14 protein-coding genes are annotated in these 17,540 nt (G+C 66.3%); 9 read left to right on the top strand and 5 right to left on the bottom strand.

What is annotated here, in order from left to right; all coding sequences use genetic code 11:
* Positions 1 to 20 precede the first annotated feature (20 nt).
* Complete coding sequence (locus GFY24_RS02830) at positions 21 to 2,390, top strand: lysylphosphatidylglycerol synthase transmembrane domain-containing protein (RefSeq protein WP_153803317.1); 2,370 nt, start codon at positions 21 to 23, stop codon at positions 2,388 to 2,390.
* Between the two features lie 10 nt (positions 2,391 to 2,400).
* On the opposite strand, the gene GFY24_RS02825 is transcribed toward GFY24_RS02830, so the two are convergent.
* On the bottom strand, positions 2,401 to 3,207 hold the full coding sequence (locus GFY24_RS02825; protein ID WP_153803316.1) for an LLM class flavin-dependent oxidoreductase: 807 nt from the start codon (positions 3,205 to 3,207) through the stop codon (positions 2,401 to 2,403).
* A gap of 200 nt (positions 3,208 to 3,407) precedes the next feature.
* Positions 3,408 to 4,967: a fatty-acid--CoA ligase FadD5 gene (fadD5, locus tag GFY24_RS02820; RefSeq protein WP_153803315.1), complete on the bottom strand. Its 1,560-nt coding sequence runs from the start codon at positions 4,965 to 4,967 to the stop codon at positions 3,408 to 3,410.
* A gap of 283 nt (positions 4,968 to 5,250) precedes the next feature.
* On the opposite strand from fadD5, the gene GFY24_RS02815 reads away from it, so the two are divergent.
* The 4 genes from GFY24_RS02815 to GFY24_RS02800 all read left to right on the top strand — a co-directional run bounded on the left by GFY24_RS02815 (position 5,251) and on the right by GFY24_RS02800 (position 10,640).
* On the top strand, positions 5,251 to 6,222 hold the full coding sequence (locus GFY24_RS02815) for a nitronate monooxygenase family protein (protein ID WP_153803314.1): 972 nt from the start codon (positions 5,251 to 5,253) through the stop codon (positions 6,220 to 6,222).
* 158 nt (positions 6,223 to 6,380) lie between these two features.
* Positions 6,381 to 6,554, top strand: coding sequence for a type II toxin-antitoxin system VapB family antitoxin (locus GFY24_RS02810; protein WP_153803313.1), 174 nt, complete (start codon positions 6,381 to 6,383; stop codon positions 6,552 to 6,554).
* A gap of 186 nt (positions 6,555 to 6,740) precedes the next feature.
* Positions 6,741 to 9,476: an acyltransferase domain-containing protein gene (locus GFY24_RS43260; RefSeq protein WP_153803312.1), complete on the top strand. Its 2,736-nt coding sequence runs from the start codon at positions 6,741 to 6,743 to the stop codon at positions 9,474 to 9,476.
* A gap of 24 nt (positions 9,477 to 9,500) precedes the next feature.
* Positions 9,501 to 10,640: a cation:proton antiporter gene (locus GFY24_RS02800; protein ID WP_309230366.1), complete on the top strand. Its 1,140-nt coding sequence runs from the start codon at positions 9,501 to 9,503 to the stop codon at positions 10,638 to 10,640.
* Positions 10,641 to 10,678: 38 nt separating this feature from the next.
* Here GFY24_RS02800 and GFY24_RS02795 read toward each other — a convergent pair whose 3' ends face one another.
* From GFY24_RS02795 to GFY24_RS02785, 3 genes are all read right to left on the bottom strand, one after another.
* A complete protein-coding gene (locus GFY24_RS02795; protein ID WP_309230365.1) occupies positions 10,679 to 11,071 on the bottom strand; it encodes a S4 domain-containing protein in 393 nt (130 codons plus the stop codon).
* Between the two features lie 21 nt (positions 11,072 to 11,092).
* Positions 11,093 to 11,743: a C40 family peptidase gene (locus GFY24_RS02790; protein WP_375335987.1), complete on the bottom strand. Its 651-nt coding sequence runs from the start codon at positions 11,741 to 11,743 to the stop codon at positions 11,093 to 11,095.
* A gap of 358 nt (positions 11,744 to 12,101) precedes the next feature.
* Positions 12,102 to 12,353: a hypothetical protein gene (locus GFY24_RS02785; RefSeq protein WP_153803311.1), complete on the bottom strand. Its 252-nt coding sequence runs from the start codon at positions 12,351 to 12,353 to the stop codon at positions 12,102 to 12,104.
* Positions 12,354 to 12,564: 211 nt separating this feature from the next.
* Here GFY24_RS02785 and GFY24_RS02780 point away from each other — a divergent pair, with 211 nt between their 5' ends.
* The 4 genes from GFY24_RS02780 to GFY24_RS02765 all read left to right on the top strand — a co-directional run bounded on the left by GFY24_RS02780 (position 12,565) and on the right by GFY24_RS02765 (position 17,432).
* The gene (locus GFY24_RS02780; protein ID WP_309230364.1) at positions 12,565 to 13,749 is read left to right on the top strand and encodes an ATP-binding protein; all 1,185 of its coding nucleotides are present in this window, start codon (positions 12,565 to 12,567) and stop codon (positions 13,747 to 13,749) included.
* A gap of 68 nt (positions 13,750 to 13,817) precedes the next feature.
* The gene (locus GFY24_RS02775; RefSeq protein ID WP_153803310.1) at positions 13,818 to 15,773 is read left to right on the top strand and encodes an acyl-CoA dehydrogenase family protein; all 1,956 of its coding nucleotides are present in this window, start codon (positions 13,818 to 13,820) and stop codon (positions 15,771 to 15,773) included.
* Positions 15,774 to 16,025: 252 nt separating this feature from the next.
* On the top strand, positions 16,026 to 17,018 hold the full coding sequence (locus tag GFY24_RS02770) for an alpha/beta fold hydrolase (RefSeq protein WP_153803309.1): 993 nt from the start codon (positions 16,026 to 16,028) through the stop codon (positions 17,016 to 17,018).
* Positions 17,019 to 17,144: 126 nt separating this feature from the next.
* Entirely contained in the window at positions 17,145 to 17,432 is a 288-nt protein-coding gene (locus GFY24_RS02765) for a hypothetical protein (protein ID WP_153803308.1), read from the top strand.
* Positions 17,433 to 17,540: the final 108 nt, after the last annotated feature.

Raw genomic sequence — 17,540 nt, 5'->3', positions numbered from 1 at the left:
TCCGAAAGCGCCCATAGGACATGCGAGTCGACGGACGGGAAATTCCTGTCTCCGGCAGCCTGCTGCAGCCGCGGATCCGGCGGACCAGCGACATTCTGCGTGTCGTGCTGTCCGCGGTGCTGACCGCCGTCATCATCACCGGCTCACTCATCACCCGCCCGCAGTGGGAGGCGCTGGAGCGCTCGGTCTCCGACATTGTCGGATTCCTGACGCCGGAGCAGTCCAATCTGGTCTACATCCTGTACGGCATAGCGATTCTGGCGCTGCCGTTCGCGATTCTGGTGCGGCTCATCTGGAGTCGGCAGTGGAAACTGCTGGGCGGCTTCCTGTCCGCCGGATTGATCGCGCTGCTGCTGTTCTCCATGACCGACACCGGATTCAGCGCGCCGCGCTGGCATCTGTCCGAGCCCGAGCAGGTCAATACCTTCCTGTCGCAATTCCTGGACGATCCACGCTGGATCGCCATGCTGGCGGCCACGCTCACCGTGGCGAGCCCGTGGCTGCCCGCACGCTGGCGGCGCTGGTGGTGGACGCTGCTGCTGGCCTTCGTGCCGATCCACCTGGTGGTGTCGCTGGTGGTGCCCGCGCGCGCCCTGCTCGGACTCGCGGTGGGCTGGCTGGTGGGCGCGATCATCGTGCTGGTGGTCGGCACGCCCGCACTGGAGGTTCCGCTCGACGCGGCCGTACGGGTGTTGGCGCGCCGCGGTTTTCAGGTGACGGCATTCCATGTGGTGCGTCCGGCCGGGCGCGGGCCGCTGGTGCTCTCGGCCAAAACCGAGGCCGACTCGCTGACCGTGGAGATGTACGGGCAGAACCAGCGCAGCCGCAGCGCGCTGCGACAATTGCGGCGCTGGTTGACGATTCGGCCCGGCGAGTATCCGACCCTCTTCGCCTCCATGCGGCGCGCGGTCGAGCATCGCGCGCTCATGGGTATCGCCATCGGTGATCTCGGGCTGGGCAGCAACCGGCCGCTGACCGTCGCCGCACTGGATCGCGGCTGGATGATGTACGCGCACACCGTGCCTCGCGGTAAACTGTTCTCCGCCGCGGACGGCGAGAAGATGCTCGTCAAGGTGTGGCAGGCGCTGCAAACCCTGCACGAGGCACAGATCTCGCACGGTGATCTACGCGCCGAGGATATTCGAATCGTGGACGGCGAGGTGCGATTCGGCGGTTTCATGATGTCCGAGTTCGGCACCTACGAGGTGCGGTTCCAATCCGATATCGCGCAACTGCTGCTCACCTCGGCGGCACTGTTCGGTCCGGAGACCGCCGTGCGCACCGCCCTGGAATTGATGGGGCCGCATCGGGTACTCAGCGCCTCCCGGCGGCTCACCAAAACGGCTATCCCCGAACAGGTTCGGCATTCGGTGCCCGATGCCGGCGACCTCATGAAGGCCACCCGCGACGAGGTGGCGGTCCAGACCGATCAGGACAAGATCGAGGCCGCGCGCATCACCCGGTTCTCCCGCAACCAGTTCATTCAACTGGTACTGCTCATCGGCCTGGTGTACGTGGCGTACCCGTATATCAGCGCCGCACCCGGCTTCTTCTCCGAACTACAACAGGCGAACTGGTGGTGGGCGGCACTGGGCCTCACCGTCTCTGCCCTGACCTATCTCGGTGCGGCAATGGCGTTGTGGGCCTGCGCATCCGAAGAAGTCAACTTCCGCAACCTGCTGCTCATGCAGGTCGCCAACACCTTCGCCGCGACCACCACCCCGGCGGGCGTGGGCGGCCTGGCGCTGAGCGTGCGCTTCCTGCAGAAGAGCGGCCTGGGCGCGGTGCGGGCCACCGCGGCGGTCGCGCTGCAACAGACCATCCAGGTCGTCACCCACCTGGTGCTGCTGCTGTTCTTCAGTGTGGCAGCGGGTGTTTCGACGAACCTCTCGCATTTCGTCCCGAGCGCGACGGTCCTCTATCTCGTGGCAGGCGCCCTACTCGGCCTGGTCGGCGTAACCATGTTCGTCCCCAAGATCCGCCGCTGGCTGGTGCACGAGGTGCGCCCGCAATTGGCAGACGTCCTGGCGCAATTGAAAGACCTGGCCCGCCGCCCGGCCCGCCTGGCCATGATCATAGGCGGCTGCGCCACCACCACTTTGGGTATGGCCCTGGCCCTCTGGGCGAGTATCGAAGCCTTCGGCGGCAGTACAACTTTCGTGACGGTCACCATTGTCACGATGATCGGCGGCACCCTGGCATCAGCCGCTCCGACACCCGGCGGTGTAGGCGCAGTCGAGGCCGCTTTGATCGGTGGTCTCGCAGCCTTCGGAGTAGCGGCGACCATCGCGGTCCCCGCCGTCCTCCTCTACCGAGTCCTCACCTGCTGGCTGCCGGTCTTCTGCGGCTGGCCCATCATGCGCTGGCTCACCAAGAACGACATGATCTGAGCACACCCGCCTACTGTCCGGCCAGCTTGGCCACGACCGGAGCGAACCTCTCGGCGAAGTCGGCACCGAAAACGAAGTAGGAGAAACCCATCTCCTCACGCCGCCGCTGAATTTCCTCGATGGCGGCCGCCGGATCATCCGGCAGTACGGTCATCGCGTCCGCGGCGCGCAGTGCGGCGGTATCGGTATTCGGCGGTGCCATATGCGGCGCGACCGCATCCCCGATAACTGGAACCGCAAGCGCGAGTTCGATATTCGGAAGCGCACGAAAGTCGTGTGCCATTCGCGCGACTTCACCCCGAGGCTGATCCCCCAGCACAAAGGTCACCGTGTCGGCGACCTCAGCCGCCAACGCCCGCGCCTTCGGCCCGTACACGGCCATCGCCACCGGCGTATGCCGATCCGGGCCATCGAGTTCCCGCAGGCGCCCAACGGTCTCCCGCACCTGAGCCAACCGCTCATGCGGCGGCGGCACAGCGGGCATCCCCTTATCCCGAAGCTCGTCCTCGATCCCCGGCCTCCCGGTCCCGATCCCCATCTCGAACCGCCCCTCGGTCAGCAGCGACAACGAATGCGCTTCCCAAGCCGTCAACCAAGCCGGCCGCAAAGGAGAGGCATAAACCCACGACCCCACCCGCAAATCGGTCAACGCCGCGACAGCGGCCAACATGGGCCCGGGCGCCGGTTGCATCAGCGGAAAGTCCGGCACCAAGAACGTCGAATACCCACTATCGGCAACCCGCCGCGCCCGATCGCGCCACGTAGGCACATCACCCCTGAGCGGAGCAACAACCCCGAATCGAAACGGTCTCGTCATCCCTGAACTCCTGTCCGTCGGAACATCCAGAGTTATCGACGACGAATCCACCCGAAATTCATCGGTACGGCCGAGACCGCGTCCCGAAGCCTTCCACGTCGTCAGGCAACGTAGCCGAGAACTCTACGAACCATGTCTTCATTTCCCGTCCCAGCATGTGTTGTTGATGTGAGACTGATCGACCGGTTTTCACACCCGTTCTACTTGCGGAGTTCTACCTTGAGGACCTTGCCGCTGGCGTTGCGGGGGAGTTCGGAGACGATGACCAGGTCCTTGGGGTGTTTGTAGCGGGCCAGGGATTCGTTCAGGAAGGGGGTTATTTCCTCCAGGGTCAGGTCGTTGACGCCCTCGATCAGGGCGACCACTGCTACCGGGACTTCGCCCCACTTTTCGTGGGGGCGGCCGATTACCGCTGCTTCGTGGATTTTGGGGTGGGCGTAGAGGACGTTTTCGACCTCGGCGCAGTAGATGTTCTCGCCGCCGGAGATGATCATGTCTTTTTTGCGGTCGACAACGTAGATGAAGCCTTCGGGGTCGGCGCGGACGAGGTCGCCGGAGTGGAACCAGCCGCCGTGGAAGGCTTCGACGGTGGCTTCGGGCTTGTTCCAGTAGCCCTGCATCATGGTGGGGCCGCGGTAGACGATTTCGCCGATGGTTCCGGGGGCGACGTCGTTCATTTCGTCGTCGACTATGCGGGCCTGGATGGTGGGGATGGGTTTGCCTACCGAGCCGAGTTTGGTGAGGGCGTCCGCGCCTTCGAGAACGCAAGTGATGGGCGACATTTCGGTTTGGCCGAAGACCGCGACATTGATGGCGTCGGGGAAGCAGTCGGCCATGGCTCGCAGCACCGTGTCGGAGGCGGGGGCCGCGCCCCAGCACAGCGCCCGCAGCGCCAGTTTGCGCTGTTTGACGGTGGGTTCCTCACAAATGAGCTGCCACTGTACGGGTACGCAGAAGGCGGCGGTGGCCTGCTCGGCTTCGATGGCGTCCAGGAAATCGGTGGCGTCGAACGCGCCCAGCGGATGCAGCACGGTCTTGCCGCCGAGCATGAAATACGGTGTGAGGCTGCCCAATCCGGCGATGTGGAAGAGCGGGGAGCTGCAGAAGCCGATGGAATCGGGGGTGATCTCCATGGCGCGCAGACAGGTGAGGGCCTGCGCGTTCAGGTTGGCGTAGGACAGTACCGCACCCTTGGGGCGGCCGGTGGTGCCCGAGGTGTACATGATCAGCGCCGGGGTGTCCTCCGGAATGTCCAGTGGCGCATGGGGTTCGCCCGCCTCGGCGAGTGCATCCTCGAAACCGAGGACGCCGTCACCGGTCTGCCCGTTGATGACCACGATGGTGTCCAGGCCGTCCGCCTGTCCGGCGACACCGACGGCCAAGGGCTGCAGCGGCACATCGGTGACAATGGCCTTCGCGCCGGAGTCGCCCACGATATAGGCGACCTCCGGCGGAGTGAGCCGGAAATTCACCGGCACGGCGATGGCCCCGAGGGCATTGATGCCCATGACGGCCTCGATGTACTCGGTGTAGTTCAGGGCGAGGATGAGCACGCGGTCGCCTAACCCGATCCCGCGACGGGCGAGCGCGTCGGCGAATTTCTCCGCACGCTCGTGCAACCGCTTCCACGTGGTGTCCACGCCCTTGAACCGGAAGGCAACATGGTCCGGCCGCATGGCCGCGTGCCCGGCGACCTGGTTGACCCAGTGATTGCGCCTGGACCGGATCGGCTCGTCGAGCGGCCGGAAACCTGTGGTCATGCTGTGTCCTTCCGTCTGGTCGTCCGCGAGAATACCAACTAACTTCTTGGCGTGACAAGGGTTACAGAGAAGGTTCTGATGAATGTTTGTCATCGATTCAATCCGCAGCTCAGACGGCACAAATTGGCCTCGATAGCGTGGCGGCCCGCGTGGAGTTATCCCCAGGTAAGCGGCCAGAACACCACCGAAAGTGCAAACTCCGACTCACATCGAGGTTGAAGCCCCATATGCAACTATGCGAGTATCAAAGCCAGTTGTGAGAGGCTATGAGAGGACTGCGCCGATGCTTCGTACCAGGTTCACCGAGACCTTCGGGGTAGAGCACCCGATCGTGCAGGGCGGCATGATGTGGGTCGGCCGCGCCGAACTCGCCGCCGCCGTGTCCGAGGCGGGCGGCCTCGGCATCATCACCGCGCTCACCCAGCCCACCCCGGAGGATCTCCTGAAGGAGATCGAGAAGGCCCGGTCCCTGACCGATAAGCCGTTCGGTGTGAATGTGACGATCCTGCCGTCGATCAACCCGCCGCCGTACCAGGAGTACATGCAGGCGATCATCGACTCGGGCGTGAAGATCGTGGAGACCGCGGGCTCCAATCCCGAACCCTTTCTGCCGTACTACAAGGCGGCCGGAATCAAGGTGCTGCACAAGTGCACCAGCGTCCGGCATGCGTTGAAGGCGCAGAAGATCGGCGTCGACGGCGTCTCCATCGACGGTTTCGAGTGCGCGGGACACCCGGGTGAGGACGATGTCCCCGGTTTGATCCTGATCCCCGCCGCCGCAAAGGCTTTGGACATTCCGGTCATCGCCTCCGGTGGTATCGCCGATGCGCGCGGCCTGGTCGCGGCGCTGGCGCTGGGCGCGGACGGCGTGAATATGGGCACCCGCTTCATGTGCACCCGGGAGTCGGCCATCCACCAGAGCGTCAAGGAGCAGATCGTCGCCAATACCGAGCGGGCGACCCAGCTCATCTTCCGCACCATGCACAACACCGCGCGCGTGGCCGATAACGAGATCAGCCGCAAGGTCGTCGAAATCGAGAAGGCCGGCGGCAAATTCGAGGATGTGCGCGATCTGGTCGCCGGTGCGCGCGGCCGTCGTGTCTTCGAAGAGGGCGATCTGGATGCCGGCATCTGGTCCGCCGGACAGGTCCAGGGCTTGATCGACGACATCCCGACCTGCGCGGAACTGGTGTCCCGCATGGTCTCCGAGGCCGAGGACCTGATCAAGGGCCGACTGGGCAGCATGCTGGCCTGACGATCACCCCGAATCTTCTCACCACCGCAATAGACGGTTTGAGAATTTTCGCTAAGAGCCCTTGGCAGAACTTGCCAAGGGCTCTGGCCATTTCGGGTGTCCGGAGCCCGCCGATACGTCATGCTTTAACGACAGTCCGACGTGGCGGAGGTGCCGAAATGGCAATCACTCGTATCTATCTCGACGATGACGCGGTACGGCGGACCATGGCCATTTCAGGCGTCGACACCGAACAAGACGCCGTGAACCTAGCGTTACGGTTCTTCAGCCTGCACGCCACACCGGCCGATCTGGAACACCCCATTCACCTCCACGCGGCGAAGGCGTCGTAGCCGAGGGAATTCCCCGGCACCGGCTGCTCCGGAGCCACCCGGCCCGCCACCCATGGTCATGGGTGGCGGGCTGCGGTTGGTCACGACCCACCTGCGCGAAAGCTATTCTGGGCGAGGCGAAAGTTCGGCAGAATCGCCGAAGGTACCCCGGCGCACACGTCGCCGGACCACGGGGAGGATTTTCCTGTGCGGCAGCGTACGACAGCATCGAACGATCAGGCACCCGGTTCCCAGGTGTCGATCGTCGGTGTCGGCTACCGGTCGACGGGTACCGCCTTCGACAACGACTGGTTCGCGCTCGCCGAACACGAGGTGGCCGCACTCGATCCGCGCCAGCGCGTCACCCTGGAACTCGCGGTCGAGGCCCTCGACGATTCCGGCCTGGGCTACCTCTCCCCCGGCTCACGCGCGGGCGTGGTCTTCGGCACCGCAACAACATTCGGCTCCACCGCACTCAATATCGCCCACCAACTCTCCCGAACCCTGGACCTGCACGGCCCGAGCCTGCTGGTGGCGAGTGACCGCACCGCACCGCTGGTGGCGGTCGATACCGCGGTCCGCCTGCTCGCCGACGAATCCGTGCCGTTCGTCATAGCGGGTGGTGCAGACCTCACGCTGCTCACGGAAGGCACGCTCCCCCAGGGCTTTTCGACGATTGCCATAGCCGAGACCGGTCACGCCGCCGTCCTGATCCTGCAGCGTACGCAGGACGCCCTGCGCACCGGCACCCGCCGCTACGCCGAATTCAGCGGCGCCGGAATGGGTTTCCCGCACCCGGATGACACCGCCGCCCACATAACCGTGCACAGTCCCGCTGAGGCCCCGAAAAGCACTGCCGTACAACGAGCCCAGCCCGCGCGTGCCACCGAACCACCGCTTCTCATCCCGCTGTCCGCCCGAGACCTCGACGCCCTGCACGAGTTGGCGCGCCGCTACGCGGCCGAGGTGGCCTCCTACCCCACCCTGCGCGATTTCGCCGCGGCCGTGGCCCGACGCACCCCCGACCGCATCCGAGCCGCCATCCTGGCCCACGACGTCACCGATGCCGCGACTCAACTCCGCCTACTGGCCACCCAGCTCACCGCCATGGCGGGTACCGCACTCGCCACACCGCACCGTGGCTCGAATGCCGCCACGGCAGCGCGGCCCGGCGCGGCGAGTAGGCCGAATGACTCTGCGGCGGCGACCAATTCGTGCGGCGTGGCAGGGGAGATGGTGCGGCACGTCATGGGCTCCGCACGGTCCGAGGGCAGCGGCCCGGACGAGACCGGCGAAGTCGTCGGGGTCACCGCCGAGACGCGCACGGGCGGGCTGCTGTTCCTGTTCTCGGGCGGCGGCGGGCACGCGCGCATGGGACGCGGGCTGGCGGCGCGATATCCGGTCTTCGCGACGGCCCTGGCCGAGGCGACCGATGCCGTGGTGGAGGCCGGTGGGCCGCGAGTGTGGACCCCGCGCAATGGATTCGGGCCCGGGGAGCCCGGACAGGAGTTCGCACAGCCCGCCCTGTTCGCGTTTCAGGTGGCGCTCGCGGAACTGCTCGCGTGGTGGGGCGTGCGGGCGAATGCCGTTGCGGGACATGGGGTCGGTGAGCTCGCGGCGGCGGTGGTGGGTGGCGCGATATCGCTGGCCGTCGCGGCGCGAGTGGTGGTGGCGCGCGGCCGGCTGCTGTCGAAGATCGGCGAGGACGGTGCCGCCGCCGTGCTGGAGGCCACGCCCACCGAGGTACAGCGCCTGATCGATCCCATGCGGGCGGCGGTCGGCGTGGCGGCGGTCGACGGACCGACCTCGATCACGGTCTCGGGCGACCCGCGCTATATCGACGCACTGGTACGGCGCGCACATCGGCGGGCGATCTTCGCGCAGCGGATCACCGCGGACAGTGCCGCCGCCGGAGCCATTACAGTGCCGCATGCCCCGCGCGCCCAAGCCCTTGCGCCACAGTTGGTTTCGGAGCTCGGCAACATCCCGGCGCGGCGCGCGGAGCTGCCGATATTCTCGACCACGCGACGCGGCGCGGTGATCGGCGAGCCACACAACGACGACCGAGCGAACCTTGCCCGCCCGTCCTCCGCCGCCCCTGGCATGGAGCGCGCGGAGCATTCGAATATCGCCGTCCATTCATCGGATCGGCCCTACGCGAACGGGGTCATGAGCGCCGGTGCGGAACCACGCATGGACGCGGCCTACTGGGGCGCGAATGCCGCCGGTCCGGTGGAGCTCGGAGCGGCGCTGGAACGCGCTGTGGCAGCGGGTATTTCGACCGTGATCGAGGTGGGTCCGCACGGGGTGCTGACGGCCGCCGTCCGGGAGCAGGTGACCTTTCGGGAGTCCACGTATGCGGTCGGGTCCCGGGTCGACGAGGCGACGAGTCTGCTGCGCGCGCTGGGTCTGCTGCACCTGGAGGGACGGCGGATCGACTGGTCCGCACTCGGCGCACTGACGGTCGCACCGCCGGAAAGGCGTTGGGGCCGAAGGGTTTCGATGCAGGGCGTCGGCGTGGCCATGCCCGAGGTACGGATTCGGGCGGAGGGCACCTATGTGGTGGCGGGCGGACTCGGGGACTCGGGGGCGCTGGTGGTGCGCTGGCTGCTCGAGGCCGGCGCGCGGGATGTCGTGGTGCTGACCCGGACCCCTCGCGCGCTGCCCGAGCCGCTCGAAGGCATGGAGGAGTGGATCGTGGTCGTCCGCAGCGATGCCGCCGATCGCGCGGATCTGGCTGCGGCACTGCAGGATATCCGTGAGTGCGGGTCGCCGATTCGCGGCGTGGTGTTTGCCGGAAGGGAACTGCATCGGGTGGCGGCCACCAATCTCGTGGAGCTGACCGCGGCCGATCCCACGGATTTCACCATCGGATTCTCGGGGGTGGGATGGCAGCCGCTGTCCCGCGTGTCGGAAGGTGGCGCGCCGGTCACGTGGGAATGATGACGCAATGACCGAGGCGCCGCCGTGACGTTCGAACTGCTCTCGCTCATTGTGCTGCTCGGGATGACCGGGCCGATCCTGGCGTGGCGGCCGCAATGGCATGTGCCGGTCATCCTGGGTGAGCTGCTGGCGGGAATTCTGTTCGGCAGCACGGGTTTCGGGGTGCTGCACCCATCGGACCGGACGTTCACCTTCCTCGCCGATATCGGGTTCGCGGTGGTCATGTTCGTGGCGGGTACCCATGTGCCCATGCGGGATTCGACCATTCGGTCGGCGCTGGGGCGCGGTGCGATGCGCGCCGGATTGGTGGGTGTGCTCGCCGTTGCCGCCGGGCAGGGTGTGGCCGCGATGTTCGATACCGGGCACGGGGCGCTGTACGCGGTGCTCATCGCGTCCTCGTCGGCGGCGCTGGTGCTACCCATTCTCGATTCGCAGGGCTTGACCGGAAAATCGGTGCTGGAGTTGACCGCTCAGGTCGCGATCGCCGATGCGGCGTGCGTGGTGGCGCTGCCGCTGGTAATCGATCCGGCCAACGCCGGGCGGGCGGCGCTGGGTGCGCTCGCGGTGTCGGCGGTCGCGGTGGTGCTGTACTTCGGGCTGAAGTATCTGGGCGATTCCGGGCTGCGACATCGGTTCCACAAGGTGTCCGAGCAGCGCGGGTTCGCGCTCGAACTGCGGGTGAGTCTGGTGCTGTTGTTCGCGCTGTGCGCGCTGGCGACCCGGACGCATGTGTCGATCATGCTGGCGGGCTTCGCGCTCGGCCTCGTGGTGTCCGCCATCGGTGAGCCGCGGCGGGTGGCCAAGCAGCTCTTCGCGATCGGCGACGGTTTCCTGACGCCGCTGTTCTTCGTATGGCTGGGCGCGCGCCTGAATCTGCGCGAGTTCGGCGATCACCCGTGGCTCATCCTGCTCGGCCTGGCGCTGGGGGCGACCGCACTACTGGCGCATACGTCCATGCGGATCACCGGTCAGCCGATTGTGTTCGGAGCCATGGCCGCCGCGCAGATCGGGGTGCCGGTCGCGGCGGTCACCGTCGGCACCGAATTGCACGTACTGAAGCCGGGTGAACCCGCCGCCATCATGCTGGGCGCACTTGTGACGGTCCTGGCGACGGCGCTGGCCGCGAATCGCGCCGCGGTCCGTTCCGCGGTAGCGGCGCGGTGAGCGAACAGCCGGGGCCCGCGTAATTCCGGCGGCGCGGTTCAGTTCTCGCGGCCGAGCAGCCGATCCGTTTCGCGGCGTTCACGTTTGGTGGGACGCCCGGTGCCGCGATCCCGCTGGGGCAGGGTGGCGACCACGATCGGATCCGGCGGCGGCGGGCTCTTGTCGATCATGCACAGCACGGCCACGGCCGCACCCACCCGCTTGGTGAGCAGTCGCTGCACCACGACTATGCGCTCGGCACCGGCCACCCGGACGCGGATCTCGTCACCATGTTTGAGCGGATGCGCCGCCTTCACTGCGACGCCGTTCACGCGCACATGTCCGGCGCGGCAGGCGGTTGCGGCCGCGGACCTGGTCTTGAAAAGACGAACGGCCCAGATCCAAGAATCAACTCGGGCCTGGGCCGGTTCGCTCGGAAGAGCTGACGTCACGAGCTACACGATACGTGTGGCTTATGCGTTGATGCGACGCGCGGTGACAACCATGTCGGGGCGCAGCGGGGTGTAGGAGACGGGGGTGCCGGTCTGGACCGCGTTCAGCAGTTTGCCGTCACCGGCGTACATGCCGACGTGTCCGCCGCCATTGGTGATGACGATATCGCCGGGCTGCAGGTCCTGGAAGGCGACGGGCGCGCCGACGTGCGACTGCTCGAAGCTGGTGCGCGGCAGTTCGACTCCGGCCTGCTTGTAGGCCCACTGCACCAGACCGGAGCAGTCGAAGCTGAACGGGCCGGTGGCGCCCCAGGAGTACTGCGCGCCGACCTTGGTCTGCGCGGCCTCGAGAGCGATCTGCGCGGGGCCGTTCTGCTTCTGCGGGAACAGCTCCGGAAGCTGGAAGCCATTGGCGCCGGGGGACGGATTCACACCGACCTGCGGGATGCCGTTGGTCTGGAAGTCCTTGACCGCCTGGTTGAACTGCTGCACCTGTGGCGCGAAATCGTCCGGTACGTCGAAATTCCCGATACCGGGGATGTCGACGCTGGCGGCCTGGGCGGTAATCGCCGGGAACGCGCCGGTTGTCGTTGCTGCCATAGCGCCCATGACGATGGCGCCCTTCACGGAATTCGGTACCCGAGATTCCCGCTGCATGCTGTGCTTACCCACCGAGCCGCACTCTCCGATCTTGCTTACATCCCGATTCGCTGACGAACGTTTCTGAGGTTCGTCGCCGACTAGCCGGTAACATCGCGGGCCGCCTCTCCGATGAAGCGACAGACTCCGCTAAGTCACGAAGAGATTACGACTGCCAGCCCGTGTTGTCCACCCCACACGCGGCGCGTCACGTGATAAACCGCAAATCTCCCGGCAGATACACGAATTCGGCTTCGCCACGCCGGATCACGGGAAGATATACGCGATCGAAATCCCGGTTACTTTTTGGCAAACTCGCATTCGGCAAACAACTCGTGCAGGGTACGGGTGGCGCTGCCACGTGCTCGGGAGCGCAGGTGGGCAGGGACTTTCAACTGCCGGCTTGCACCACACGCTCCAGGTCGGCAATGCGGCGGCGCGCGTCGGCGAGTTCGACCTCGAGTTGACCCAGGGCCATGACGAGAGGGCCGACCGCGAGATCGGCGACCAATTGCGGGTCGTCGTAACCGCGTTCGATGGCCACCAGGATGTTGTTGCGAATACGGGCGGCCACCACCGCCTCGGCGGGTACGGTCCAGGACTCGACCACCTCGGCGACGGTGGACGGGGCTTCCTCCGACATGAACCCTCCCTACCTGAACAGCTGCGAACCAGCCATAAGGGTAGCGAGGGCGCAAGCGCGACAACGGGTCCGAAGCGAACACCCACTTCCGACAAAACGGACAACCGGTCGTGTCGGTGACGGACAGGCGTATGAATGCCGGTTCATTGGTCCGTCTAGGGGCTTCGGTAGATGCCCGGATATTCCTGGATTTTGGCGCTACGGTCGTCGCGTGGACCCGGTCAGAAATCCGTACGCCCCGGGCGCCGGACAGCGCCCACCCGAACTCGCGGGCCGCGATCGGCAGCTGGACGCCTTCGACATCGTGCTGGAGCGCATCGCCCGCGCTCGCCCGGAGCGCAGCGTCATGCTCACCGGTTTACGCGGGGTCGGAAAGACGGTGCTACTCAACCAACTTCGCTCGGCCGCGCGCACCCGCGGCTGGGGTACCGGCAAACTCGAGGCACGCCCGGATCAGGACTTGCGGCGGCCACTCTCCTCGGCGCTGCACATGGCGGTCCGTTCCATCGCTGTGGCACACCGCAATCCGGAGCAGGTGGACGATTTCCTGGGAATTCTCAAGGCTTTCGCCCTGCGATCGACCGCCGACAAGGGTATGCGGGAGCGCTGGAATCCGGGCATAGATGTACCCGCGGTGACCGGTCGCGCCGATTCCGGGGATATCGAAATCGATCTTGTAGAGCTGCTTTTGGAGGCCGCGCAACTTGCCCGCGACATAGGCGTCGGCATTGCGCTGTTCATCGACGAGATGCAGGATCTGGGTCCGCAGGACATCTCCGCCATCTGCGGGGCCTGCCACGAATTGAGCCAGGACGCAGCACCTTTGATCGTTGTCGGCGCGGGCTTGCCGCATCTGCCCGCCGTCCTGTCGGCCTCCAAGTCGTACTCCGAACGCCTGTTCTCGTATCACCGCATCGACCGCCTGGATCGGGCGGCCGCGGACCACGCGCTGATGGCTCCCGCCGATCGGGAGGATGTGAAGTACAGCGCGGCGGCCCTGGACGCGCTCTACGAAAAGGCCGACGGCTACCCGTATTTCGTGCAGGCGTACGGCAAGGCGACCTGGGACGCGGCGGCGCAGAGCCCGATCAGCGAAGAGGATGTGGCGGTGGCCGCACCGCATGCGGAGGAGGAGCTGGCGGTGGGCTTCTTCGGTTCCCGATACGAGCGGGCGACCCCGGCCGAGCGCGAGTATATGCGGGCCATGGCCGATCTCGCCGGTGACGACGGTCCGGTCTCCACAGCGGCCGTCGCCCGCGAACTCGCTCGCAAGCCGGCGTCCCTGTCCCCTGCCCGGGACGGCCTCATCAAGAAGGGGCTCATCTACTCCGCGGAGCGCGGAACGATCGGTTTCACGGTGCCGCATTTCGGCCGATATCTGCGCGGAGTCCAGTAACCCCTACCGGTGGGTAACAAAGACTTCTACACTCGAATGTGATTCCGATCACCTCCGAGGAGGACGCAATGGCGACCACAGCGAAAGTCGACGCCACCGAAGAGCAGGCCAGGGCACTTGTCGAGGAATCTCGCGAAACCGACTGGGCCAAACCCTCTTTCGCGAAGGAGATGTTCCTCGGCCGCTTCCGCCTCGACCTGATCCATCCGTTCCCCAAGCCAGGTCCGGCGGATCAGACCAAGATGGATCTCTACCTCACCGGGCTGCAAGCCTTCTGCGAGACCATCGACGGCCAGCGCATCGAGACCGAAGGCCGCATTCCGGACGAATATGTGCGCGGGCTCGCCGAACTCGGCTGCTTCGGCCTCAAGATTCCGGAGTCGTACGGCGGTGTCGGCCTCACCCAGGTCGGCTACAACCGCGCGCTCATGCTGGTCGGCTCCGCGCATGCCAGTCTGGGCGTGCTGCTCTCGGCACATCAATCCATCGGCGTTCCGGAGCCGCTCAAACTGGCGGGTACCGAGGAGCAGAAGAGAGAGTTCCTGCCGCGCTGCGCCAAAGGCGCGGTGAGCGCATTCCTGCTCACCGAACCCGATGTGGGCTCCGATCCCGCGCGCATGGCCTCCACCGCCACCCCCACCGCCGACGGTGAGGCCTACGAGATCAATGGCGTGAAGCTGTGGACCACCAATGGCGTGGTCGCTGAACTCCTGGTCGTCATGGCCCGGGTGCCCCGGAGCGAGGGGCATCGCGGCGGTATCTCCGCGTTCATCGTGGAGGCGGACAGCCCGGGAATCACTGTGGAGCGCCGTAACTCGTTCATGGGCCTGCGCGGCATCGAGAACGGCGTCACCCGTATGCACAATGTGCGGGTACCCAAGCGCAATCTGGTCGGCCGCGAGGGTGACGGGCTCAAGATCGCGCTCACCACGCTGAACGCGGGCCGCCTCGCGATTCCGGCCATGTGCACCGCGGCGGCCAAATGGTCGCTCAAGATCGCCCGCGAGTGGAGCGGCACCCGCGTGCAGTGGGGCCGCCCGGTCGGTGAGCACGCGGCGGTCGGGGCGAAGCTGTCCTTCATCGCCGCAACGACTTTCGCCCTCGAAGCCGTCCTGGATCTGTCGGCGACCATGTGCGACGAGAACCGCAATGACATTCGCATCGAGGCCGCGCTGGCCAAACTGTGGGCCTCGGAGATGGCCTGCACCATCGCGGACGAACTGGTGCAGATACGCGGCGGACGTGGGTACGAGACCGCGGCATCTCTGGCCGCGCGCGGCGAACGTGCCGTGGGCGCTGAGCAATTGATGCGAGATCTGCGCATCAACCGCATTTTCGAGGGCTCCAGCGAGATCATGCGGCTGCTCATCGCCCGCGAGATGGCCGATGCGCATATGTCGGCGGCGGGCGCGCTGGTGGATCGCAATGCCGAGCTCAAGGACAAGGCGAAGGCGGCGGTCGGTGCGAGCGGTTTCTACGCCAAGTGGTTCCCGCAACTGACGGTCGGCTCCGGCACGGTGCCCGCCACCTTCGGCGAATTCGGTCCGCTGGCAAGGCATATGCGGTTCGTGGAGCGCATGTCGCGCAAGCAGGCCCGGGCGCTCACGTACGGAATGGCGCGCTGGCAGGCGAAATTGGAGTACAAGCAGGGCTTCCTGGGTCGTATCGTGGATATCGGCGCGGAGCTGTTCGCCATCTCGGCCGCCTGTGTGAAGGCCCAATCCCTGCGGGTGGCAGGCGATCCCGACGGGGTGGCGGCCGAGGAGCTCGCCGAGGTGTTCTGCCGGCAGTCGCGGATTCGGGTGCAGAAATTGTTCGAATCCCTGTGGGACAACACCGATGACGCCGATACCGAGCTGACCCGGGGCATTCTCGACGGCCGCTACAGGTTCCTCGAGAGCGGTGCGCTCGATCCGAGCGAAGGTACCGGGCCGTGGATCTCCGAGTGGGAGCTCGGGGCATCGACGGAGCAGAACCTGCTGCGGCCGTTCCTGCCGTCGACGAAGGCGACGGCGGGCATGTAGTCGAGTCGATACGAATCTGCCTCTATCTAGCTCACCAGCTAGATAGAGGCAGATTTCTGCAAGAACCCCTCGCGAGGGCTATCTACAGCTTTCTAGTACTGACACTAGATTTCTGTAGATACGCCGATCGGCGGCGGGATAGATCGACGGCGTCAGTTGGACAACTTGTCCATAACATCGGGTGTGAACTGCTAACAGAGCGGCAATATCCATCGACAACCGGGCAAAAGGCGAACTCTCCAGGAGCACGTCATGTCCACTCGCACCCGCGCAGCAGACCACGACGGACACCACCTCACCGTCACCGCGGATGATGGCGTGCCCATTGCCGTCCGCGAATTCGGCCCCGCCGACGCACCCCTGACCGTCGTATTCGTGCACGGGCACTGCCTGCGCACCGAATCCTGGGAGTTGCTGCGCGGATATCTGCAACCGCGCTGGGGCGAGGACGCGCACATGGTCTTCTACGACCATCGCGGACATGGCAATTCGGGTATGGCCGATCCGGCGACGTACACCATCGATCAGCTGGCGCTGGACCTGGACGCGGTACTGCGGGCGGTCGCGCCCACGGGTCCGATTGTGCTGGTGGGACATTCGATGGGGGCCATGACCATCCTGGCCTACGCCCGGCTCTTCCCGGAGACCATCGGCACCCGCATCGCCGGGGTGGGCCTGCTCGCTGGCGCGGCCAACAGCGTCACGCGAGTCGGCCTGGGGCGCTTGCTGAACGGCCCGGCGGTCACCTCGCTGCGGGTGGCGGTACGCCGGGCCCCACGGGCCATGGCGGCCTCGAAACACTTCACCCGGCACATCTTCGAGCCGATCATGCGAGAGGCGTCCCTGGGCACCCGCAAGGTGAGCCCGCGGGTGCTGGCGGTGGCGACGGCCATGCTCAACGAGACCTCACTGCTGACCATGGCGAGCTTCCTGGAATCGCTCATGCGCTTCGACGAGACCGCCACCCTGCATCGCCTGGGCGCGATTCCGGCGCTGGTGCTCGCCGGTTCGGCGGACGTCGTGATCCCGTTCGCGCACTCGGTGGTGCTGGCGTCGCAGCTCGACGATGTGGAGCTGGTGCGCCTGGACGGGGCCGGGCACAGCGTGATCATGGAGCGCGCGCAGGAGGTCGCGGCGGCCATCGCGACCCTGGTGGATCGAGCCCTGGCGGCGCTGGCGAACCCGGGCGAGCGACCCCGCGGACACGAACCGGAGTGCGGCCCGGAGTTGGCCATCGCGGGCTGAACCGAGACCCGGGGCCACGCCCCCCACCAGCGAGTATTGCTCTGCGACGAGACGAACAGAGTATCTTCACGTACTGTGTTGTAGATCATATTGTGTGGTCTGTCACACGGCTCGAGGAGGCTTTCGATGACACGCAGCGAGATTGCGGAACTCCGCTACACGGTCGGCCAGCTCCGGCAGTGCGTCAGCGCATTGCGTTCCCACTACGGGGAGACCGGTTCGGTGCGCCGGTTGGAGAACGATTTGGACCGGCTCGTCATAGATGCCGACGAGTTCGAGCAGGCCCCGCCGCCGGAGACACCGCGCGGGAAGCAGGAGCCCATCTACGTCCCGGACGCCAAGCATGACGAGGCGGCCTGGATGGGTGCACAGGACGAGGGCCTCGGCTTCCACTCCCGCCCCCGCACCAAGTAGCACCGCCCCGCATCGGGGTACGGGGCAATTGAGCTCCCGCCCGGGACACCGACGTCCCAGGGCAGGAGTGTGTGCGCGATCGGCCCTGGCGCACGATCCGCACCGGTG

The sequence above is a fragment of the Nocardia sp. SYP-A9097 genome (genome assembly GCF_009649815.1).
Classification (GTDB): Bacteria; Actinomycetota; Actinomycetes; order Mycobacteriales; family Mycobacteriaceae; genus Nocardia.
Note: the sequence above shows the minus strand (reverse complement) of the source record. Positions and strands in the feature narration are given on the sequence as shown.